Raw genomic sequence first — 1,235 nt, forward strand, 5'->3', positions numbered from 1 at the left:
CTGAGCACGGCCGCCCTGCGGGGTCTGAGCACCACCCAGCTGGCGGCGCTCAACTCCGACCAGATTGCCGCCCTGACGACGGCCCAGGTCGCGAACCTGACCACGACCCAGGTCAACGGTCTGAACAGCGACGACCTCAACGCCCTGACCACCGACCAGGTCAAGGCCCTGACCACGGCTCAGGTGGCCGCCATCGGCACCACCCAGCTGTCCAAGATGACCACGGACGATGTGGAGGCTCTGTCCACCAACGCCGTGCGCGCGCTCAACTCCGACCAGGTCAAGGCACTCACCACCGACCAGGTGGTCGCCCTCAGCACCGATCAGGCCCGCGCGCTTACCACCACCCAGGTCGCCGGTCTCACCACGACCCAGGTCGCCGCCATGCAGAGCGACGACCTCAATGCGCTCAACACCGCCGCCCTGCGCGGCCTGAGCACCACCCAGCTGGCGGCCCTGAACTCCGACCAGATCGGCGCCCTGAGCACCCGGCAGGTGGCGGCTCTCACGACCACCCAGATCAATGGTCTGAACAGCGACGACCTCAACGCGCTGAACACCGACCAGGTCAAGGCCCTGACCACCGCTCAAGTGGCCGCCATCGGCACCACCCAGCTGTCCAAGATGACCACGGACGATGTGGAGGCCCTGTCCACCAATGCCGTGCGTGCGCTCAACTCCGACCAGATCAAGGCACTCACCACCGACCAGGTGGTCGCCCTCAGCACCGATCAGGCCCGCGCGCTCACCACCACCCAGGTGGCCGGTCTCACCACGACCCAGGTCGCCGCCATGCAGAGCGATGACCTCAATGCGCTCAACACCGCCGCCCTGCGTGGTCTGAGCACCACCCAATTGGCCGCGCTCAACTCCGACCAGATTGCGGCTCTGACGACGACCCAGGTTGCGAATCTGACCACGACCCAGATCAATGGTCTGAACAGCGACGACCTCAACGCCCTGACCACCGACCAGGTCAAGGCCCTGACCACGGCTCAAGTGGCCGCCATCGGCACCACCCAGCTGTCCAAGATGACCACGGACGATGTGGAGGCCCTGTCCACCAACGCCGTGCGCGCGCTCAACTCCGACCAGGTCAAGGCGCTGACCACCGACCAGATCGTGGCCCTGAGCACCGATCAGGCCCGAGCCATGACGTCGGCCCAGATGGCCGGTCTGAGCACCACCCAGATCAGCAAGATGGAGAGCGATGACCTGCGCGTGCTCTCCACCTC

General features: G+C 66.4%; 1 pseudogene. It reads left to right on the plus strand.

Annotation, left to right across the window (positions count from 1 at the left end):
• Nucleotides 1-1,235, plus strand: a pseudogene (locus DFR39_RS19925) (heme utilization protein); the annotation flags it as partial.

This window comes from Roseateles asaccharophilus (genome assembly GCF_004362405.1).
In the GTDB taxonomy this organism is placed as follows: domain Bacteria; phylum Pseudomonadota; class Gammaproteobacteria; order Burkholderiales; family Burkholderiaceae_C; genus Kinneretia; species Kinneretia asaccharophila.